Source organism: Promicromonospora sp. NPDC060204, from assembly GCF_042728455.1.
Taxonomy (GTDB): domain Bacteria; phylum Actinomycetota; class Actinomycetes; order Actinomycetales; family Cellulomonadaceae; genus Promicromonospora.
Window position 1 is genome coordinate 1 of the sequence record NZ_JBHWZO010000319.1, and the last position, 6,477, is coordinate 6,477.

At 71.9% G+C, this 6,477-nt stretch carries 6 protein-coding genes and 1 pseudogene; all 7 read right to left on the minus strand.

Translation table 11 applies throughout. From position 1 onward, the window contains the following. Nucleotides 1-89 precede the first annotated feature (89 nt). A complete protein-coding gene (locus ACFWEJ_RS25990; RefSeq protein ID WP_377232067.1) occupies nucleotides 90-1,160 on the minus strand; it encodes a CU044_5270 family protein in 1,071 nt (356 codons plus the stop codon). Then, nucleotides 1,157-1,771 (minus strand): RNA polymerase sigma factor, encoded by a 615-nt coding sequence (locus ACFWEJ_RS25995; protein ID WP_377232068.1) that lies wholly within the window; start codon nucleotides 1,769-1,771, stop codon nucleotides 1,157-1,159. Before ACFWEJ_RS25995 ends, ACFWEJ_RS25990 begins: the two co-directional genes overlap by 4 nt. 221 nt (nucleotides 1,772-1,992) lie before the next feature. Beyond that, nucleotides 1,993-2,745 carry a ferredoxin-NADPH reductase gene (locus tag ACFWEJ_RS26000; protein WP_377232069.1) on the minus strand — a complete coding sequence of 251 codons (753 nt, stop codon included), beginning with the start codon at nucleotides 2,743-2,745 and terminating at the stop codon, nucleotides 1,993-1,995. Nucleotides 2,746-2,750: 5 nt separating this feature from the next. After that, complete coding sequence (locus tag ACFWEJ_RS26005) at nucleotides 2,751-3,590, minus strand: carbohydrate ABC transporter permease (RefSeq protein WP_377232070.1); 840 nt, start codon at nucleotides 3,588-3,590, stop codon at nucleotides 2,751-2,753. Continuing rightward, nucleotides 3,590-4,540 carry a carbohydrate ABC transporter permease gene (locus ACFWEJ_RS26010; RefSeq protein WP_377232071.1) on the minus strand — a complete coding sequence of 317 codons (951 nt, stop codon included), beginning with the start codon at nucleotides 4,538-4,540 and terminating at the stop codon, nucleotides 3,590-3,592. Before ACFWEJ_RS26010 ends, ACFWEJ_RS26005 begins: the two co-directional genes overlap by 1 nt. Further along, nucleotides 4,540-5,835: an ABC transporter substrate-binding protein gene (locus tag ACFWEJ_RS26015; RefSeq protein ID WP_377232072.1), complete on the minus strand. Its 1,296-nt coding sequence runs from the start codon at nucleotides 5,833-5,835 to the stop codon at nucleotides 4,540-4,542. Before ACFWEJ_RS26015 ends, ACFWEJ_RS26010 begins: the two co-directional genes overlap by 1 nt. 64 nt (nucleotides 5,836-5,899) lie before the next feature. Beyond that, nucleotides 5,900-6,477 (minus strand): annotated as a pseudogene (locus tag ACFWEJ_RS26020) (hypothetical protein); the annotation flags it as partial.

Consider the following 6,477-nt stretch of genomic DNA (forward strand, 5'->3'; position numbering starts at 1 on the left):
GGGATATGGCCGACACCGGAATTGTTCTTGCAAGACTGGTCGGGCCTCAAAGGGAAGTGACGAGACCGGCCGGGCTCAAGTCCCCGCGGTCACGGCGTCTGGCCCACCTTGTCGACGAGCGACCAGCCCGTGATCGCCTGGCCGTCCGTCATGCCGTCCGGGTAGGCGTTGGCGCTGCCGAGCAGGTCGTGCGTCTCCGGGTCGAAGATCAGGTCCTGCCGGTAGTCCGCCGTCTCGACGCCGACCGCGATGCCGGGCCGCCCGATCGCGTCGGTGACACCAGAGGTCACGACCAGCCCGTCCACCCGGCTGAGCGCCCCGAAGACCGCCGCACGCGCGTCCGGCGTCAGGGTCCGCAGCAGGTCGTTGGCGTTCACGAACATCGATCGCGCCGAGCCGTCGCCGTCCCCCCGCAGGTAGTCGTACATGGCGTCGACGTCGGTGGGCGCGTCCCGGTCGACGCCGGGCACCGAGGTGCAGTCGGTACCTGCCGCCCGGGCCCGCTCGTCCCCGCCGTCCGCGCAGGTGAACAGCCGCTCGTCGAGCGGCTCCCCCGCGGAGTACGTCGCGGTGGCCCTGCCGTCCTGGGTGCCGTCGACCGAGTACCAGCCGGTGTAGTCCTCCGAGCTCCTCGTGACGGCCTCGCCCGTCACCTCGTACCGGCTGGTCCCCGTCGTGGACCAGTACACGAACTGGTCGTCGCGGACCTGGTCCCACGAGTCGTCGGCGGCGGTGACGGTCCGGGTGGCGGCGGCCCGCAGGATCTCCGCCGCCGAGGCCGAACCGGGCGGCACAGGGGCGCCGCCCTCGTCCCACGGCATGGTGAGGGTCGCCGTGGGCGCGAGGAGCAGGCCGCCCGCGACCGTGGCCGCGACGCCCAGTCCCGCGACCAGCCGCAGACCGCGCCTGCGTGGCCCTGTCGCACGGGGCGGACCGCCCGGACGGCCGGTGGCCGGCCCGCGACCGAGACCCCGGCGCACGGGAGGTGCCTCCACGGCCGGGCCCGTCGAGCCGATCTCCGCGGCGAGGCGTGCCCGCCCCGAACGGAACGCGGCGTCCGTTCCCGCGTCCGACGGGTCCAGCAGCGCGCCCACCGTGTGCAGCGCCTCCACCTCGGGCGCGCCGGGCTCCTGCCCGGTCGTTCTGGTGCTCGTCGTCATCGTCCGTCCTCCTCCGCGTCCCAGAGCCCACCCGGCAGCGCCGCGCGGACCAGCCTGCGTGCCCGGTGCAGGCGAGAGCGCACCGTGCCCTTCTTGATGTCGAGGGTCGTCGCGATCTCCTCGTAGCTCAGGTCGCCCCACGCCCAGAGCAGGAGCACGTCCCGGTCACCGGGGCGGAGGCCGGCGAGCGCCGTGCCGAGCGCGCGCCCGGCCGCCCGGGCGGCGACGTCCGTCGTGGCCCGGTCCTCCAGGCCCGTGTCGGGCGGCGTCGTCCCCACGCGGGCCATGGCCCGGTACCGGGTCGCCTCCGCCCGGCGGAGCTGCGAGATCTCCCGGGTCGCGATCCCGAGCAGCCACGCCCGGGCGTCGGGCCGGGCCAGGTCGTAGGAGGCCCGACGGCGGAACGCCGCCACGAACGTCTCCGCCACCACGTCCTCGGCGTGCTCGGGCCCGACCCGGCGGTACGCGTACCGGTGGACGGTCCGCGCGTGCCGGCCGTAGACGGCCGCGAAGTCCTCCGGCTCGTGCAGGGACGCCGCGATGATCTGCGCGTCGGACCGCCCTGCCTCGGGCTCGACGTCGGCGCCCACCAGCTCGGCGGCCGCCGTCATGGCGCCGCCCTGCTCGACGTCGCGAGCTCGTTCGTCTGCATCGTGCCTCCCTGCCAGTCGGAACCACTGTCACCCTGGTATCCGCACGGCGACAGCGATCGGTTCACGACACGCAGGCCGAGGCGTTGAGCACAGCACCTGCTGCCGGACGACGACTCAGTCCGGCAGCAGGTGCTGTGGTCGATCGCCCCGGGACGGGGGCGGGGTGGGGCGAGGGCGGGTCAGCGGGGCGTCGGGGGCGCGGCGCGGAGGACGAAGCGGCAGACGCCCCAGGTCGCGAAGAGGAGCGGGGCGGCCGCGAAGCCCAGGCCCACGGCCGGGCGGGTCGCGACGACGCCCACCAGCAGGCCCAGGACGACCAGGGCACCGGCCGAGAGGTACCAGCGCCGCACCCCGAGCACCAGGGCCGCTAGCAGCACGTCCCGCAGGCGCGCCCCCGGCATCTCGGGCACGGCGGCCAGCGCGAGGAGCGCCGTCAGCACCGCGACGGCGGCCAACGTGACCAGCACGGGGATGGCGGCCGCCCCCGCCGTCCGGCCCCAGAAGAAGGCGACGTCGACGGCGGCCACCACCACGGCGCCCGTCGCGAGCGCCCCGATCGCCAGGCCGCGGCGCAGGTGCCGGCGCCACGCGCGGGCGAAGGTGCGGACCACCGCCGCCGACCCGTCGGCGCTGAAGGCGCCGAACACCGCGAAGGCCGCGACCAGGGCCGGGCCGAGCAGCGGCGCCGCCACGGCGGCGAGCGGCCAGGTCGTGGCGAGATCGGTCGCCACGACCAGGACCACCAGGGGCAGGCAGGCAACCGCGAGGAGCAGGTTGGTCATCAGGCCCGTGTAGACGGTGCCGAACACCAGCTCGTAGGTCTCGGGCCCGAGCAGGGTCCGCCGACGGCGCGGCGCGGCGGCGCCGCCGGCCGCACCGGCAGAGCCCGCCGCACCGGCGACGCCGGCCGAACCCGCCCCGCCAGCACCCACGGCACTCACCCCTTCACGCCCGTCGTCGCGATGCCCTGCACGAAGTACCGCTGCCCGAGCAGGAAGATCAGCGCGATCGGCAGGACCGACAGCACGGACCCCGTCATGATCAGCGCGTGCTCGGCGTTGTACTCCCCGATGAACGACTGGAGGCCGATCTGGATGGTCCACAGCTCGCGGTCGCGCAGGTAGATGAGCGGCCCGAGGTAGTCGTTCCACGTCGAGACGAAGGTGATGATCGTCAGCGACGCCAGGGCCGGGACCGACAGCGGCATGATGATGCGCCACCAGATCCCGTACTCGGAGAGCCCGTCGATGCGCGCCGCCTCCGACAGCGAGTCGGGGATCGACTCGTAGTACTGCTTCATGAGGAACACCCCGAAGGCGCCGAACGCCTGGAGCAGCATGATCGCCCACAGGGTGTTGTTCAGGCCCCAGCTCGAGAGCATCTGGAACTGCGGGATCATGTACGACTGCCACGGCACCGCGATGGTGCCGATGTACAGGAGGAACAGCGCGTCGCGGCCGGGGAACCGCATCTTGGCGAAGCCGTAGGCGGCGAAGCTGCCGGTCAGCACCTGGAGCAGCGTCACGGCGACGGACAGGACGAGGGTGTTGCGCACCCACGTGACCATGTCGGCCTTGACCCAGATGTCGAGGTAGTTGCGCCACTGCACGGGGTCGGGGATCCACTCCACCGGCGCGGTGAACACCTGGTTGTTCTGCTTCAGGGACGAGATCACCATCCAGGCGAACGGGAGCATGATGCCCGCCGCGGCGAGGATCATCACCACGTAGAGCAGCACCCGGCCGGACCTCCGGAGGGCGGACGGACGGGCGGCCATCACGCCTCCTTCCGCTTGTTGTACAGGAACTGCACCACGGTCACGAGGATGCAGATGAAGAACAGGACGACGGCGACGGCCGAGGCGTAGCCGAACTCGAACTGCTGGAAGCCCTTCTGGTAGATGTACTGGCTGAGCACCAGCGTGGCCTGGCCCGGACCGCCGTCGGTCATGACGAGGATCAGGTCGAAGACCTTGAAGCTCTGGATCGTGACCATGACCGTCACGAAGAACATCGTGGGCCGCAGGCACGGCAGCGTGACGTTCCAGAACCGCTGCCACGCGTTGGCGCCGTCGATCCGCGCCGCCTCGTGCAGCTCACCGGGCACGGTCTGCAGGCCGGCCAGGAACAGGAGCATGTAGTAGCCCATGTCCTTCCAGGTGCCGACGATGATCACCGCGGGCATCGCCCAGTCCTTGGAGACGGTCCAGCCGGGCATCTCGCCGTCGACGAACAGGCTCAGGAACTGGTTGATCGGCCCGTACTCGGGGCTGAACAGCATGTTCCACACCACCGCGACCGCGACGATCGACGTGATGTACGGGAAGAAGGCCACCGTGCGGAAGAAGGCGGCGCCGCGCAGCTTCTGGTTCAGCAGCAGCGCCAGGCTCAGCGACACGACGATGGTGATCGGGATGTGCAGCGCGGCGTAGTAGAAGGTGTTGCCGAGCGCGATGTGGAAGCTCTTGTCCCCCACCAGGCGCGTGAAGTTGTCGAGGCCCACCCACTGCGCCGCGCCGAAGATGTTCCAGCTCGTCAGGGAGATGTAGAACAGCGTGAACACGGGGACGAGGGTGAGCACCGCGAACCCGGCGAAGTTCGGCAGGATGAACGTCCAGCCGATCAGCGCGTTGCGGATCTTGAGCGACGTGCGGGGCGCCCGGAGGGGCGGGCGCCCGGGCTGCGTGAGCCCGGGCGTCCGCCGGTCCTCGGCGACGGGAGTCGCCATCAGCCGACCTCGTTGGCGACGCGCTCCTCGGCCTCGGTGATCGCCTCGTCCACCGGGGTGGACTCCGACATGATCGCCGAGTGCATCTCGCCGAGGATGGTCTGGATGGCCGCGGTCTTCTGGCCCACCGGGTTCTCCGGCAGCGTGTCGTGCGTGGTGTAGGCGAAGCGGGACAGGTCGTCCTGCGGCACGCCGTCGAGCGCGAAGATCGCGTCGGCCACGGCGTCGTCGATCAGGGCCGGCGTGATGCCGATCTCCGCGAGCGCGGCGGCACCCTCGGGGCCCGCGGCGAACCGCAGGAAGTCCTTCGCGGTCTCGATCTTGGACTCGTCGATGTTGGAGCTGATGCCCATCGTCGTCGGGTCACCGAACGTGGCCGGGGTGTTCTCCGTGCCGGTCGTGGACTCGTCGAGCTGCGGGATCGGCGCGATGCCCCACTCGAACGTGTCGGCCGCACCCGACGCCTGCTCGGCGACCAGCGTGCCGATGTACCAGGAGCCCATCGGGAGCATCGCTGCCTTCTGGGTGCCGAACTGCGACTGGTAGGCCAGCTCGTTCGTGGTGACCGTCGCGAACGACGGCTGCGAGCCGTTGTCCTGCAGCGCGAGCTGCCGCTCGTAGTACGGCGCCAGGTACGAGAAGTCGCCGCCGTCCAGGGAGGCACCCTCGGTCTGCGCGAGCGCGAAGCCCTGCACGGTGGACTGCCAGCTGTGCAGGTAGGTGCCCGTGACCTCCTTCTCGCCGATGCCCTTGGTCAGCTTCTCGGCGGCCTCGGCGTAGTCGTCCCAGGTCCAGGAGCCGTCGGGCAGGTCCACGCCGGCCTTCTCGAAGAGCTCCTTGTTGTAGTAGAGCAGCCACGAGTCCTGGCGGTACGGCACCGCGTAGGTCTTGCCGTCGACGGCCATCGGCTCCAGGCCGCCCGTCGCCGGGTCGAGCTCGCCCGCCACGTCGGAGATGTCGAGCAGCGTGCCACCCTCCTGGAACGTGATGTAGTTCTTCAGGTTCTTCACGATGAAGACGTCGGGCGCGGCGCCGGCGGACAGGTCGGCCGTCAGCGCGGTGTCGTAGTCGTCGCCGGCCGGGTACTCCTTGAGCTCCACGGTGACGTCCGGGTTCGCCTCGTGATAGGCGTCCGCGAGCGTCTGGAACTCCGGCGTGGACGCGAAGTCCCAGCCGGCCAGGCTGATGGTGACCGGGCCGTCGGCGGCCGCGGGCTCGTCCTGTCCGCCGCACCCCGTCAGGGCCAGCGACGCGGCGGCGGCGATGCCGAGCGCGCTCATGATCTTGCGGTTCATTCCTACTCTCCTTCGAGTGAGTCGTACTGCGACGCCCCGGTGACGAACCACCGGGTGCGTGTGGTCAGGGCAGGTCTGCCGTGGGCAGCTCTGCCGTGGTCCGTTCCCCGTCCGGCCAGGTCACGACGGCCTGTCCGGCGGTGAGCTCGAGGTGCGGTGCGGCGGCCGGGGCCGTCGGTGGGTCCTGATCGCCGGCCGCGGTCCGCCCGAGGTGGACGGCGGCGCCGGTCCAGCCCTCCGGCACCGGGGCGTACCGCAGCCAGGGGGTGGTCGTCGGGCCGGCGAGCGGCGTCGCGTCGTCGGCCGTGGCCGTGCCGCTGACCGGCGCGACGTCGCCCAGCAGGGGTACGAGCGTCGAGTCGAGGCCGGGGCCGGCGGCCCAGCCGCCGATCTGGAGGGCCGTCGCCCGGGCGTCGACGTCGTCGGCGACCCGGACCAGCCGGACCTCCCAGGCGCCGCGCACGATCGAGACGGTGGTGACCCGCCCGGCCACGGTGGCGACCCCGGGCCGCCCGGACCCGTGATCGGGCGCCCCCAGATCGGCCGCGACCCAGTGCGCGTCGGCCACAGACCCGAGCCCCACGGCCCCCGTTGAGTGCGGGGTATCTGCGCTGTCGGAACGATCCGAGGGCGCAGATACCC

Bases quoted from the DNA above. Each gene is read 5' to 3' on its own strand.
- ACFWEJ_RS26005 (WP_377232070.1), bottom strand. From the start codon at position 3,590: ATGGCCGCCCGTCCGTCCGCCCTCCGGAGGTCCGGCCGGGTGCTGCTC.
- ACFWEJ_RS26010 (WP_377232071.1), bottom strand. From the start codon at position 4,540: ATGGCGACTCCCGTCGCCGAGGACCGGCGGACGCCCGGGCTCACGCAG.
- ACFWEJ_RS26015 (WP_377232072.1), bottom strand. From the start codon at position 5,835: ATGAACCGCAAGATCATGAGCGCGCTCGGCATCGCCGCCGCCGCGTCG.
- ACFWEJ_RS25995 (WP_377232068.1), bottom strand. From the start codon at position 1,771: ATGACGGCGGCCGCCGAGCTGGTGGGCGCCGACGTCGAGCCCGAGGCA.
- ACFWEJ_RS25990 (WP_377232067.1), bottom strand. From the start codon at position 1,160: ATGACGACGAGCACCAGAACGACCGGGCAGGAGCCCGGCGCGCCCGAG.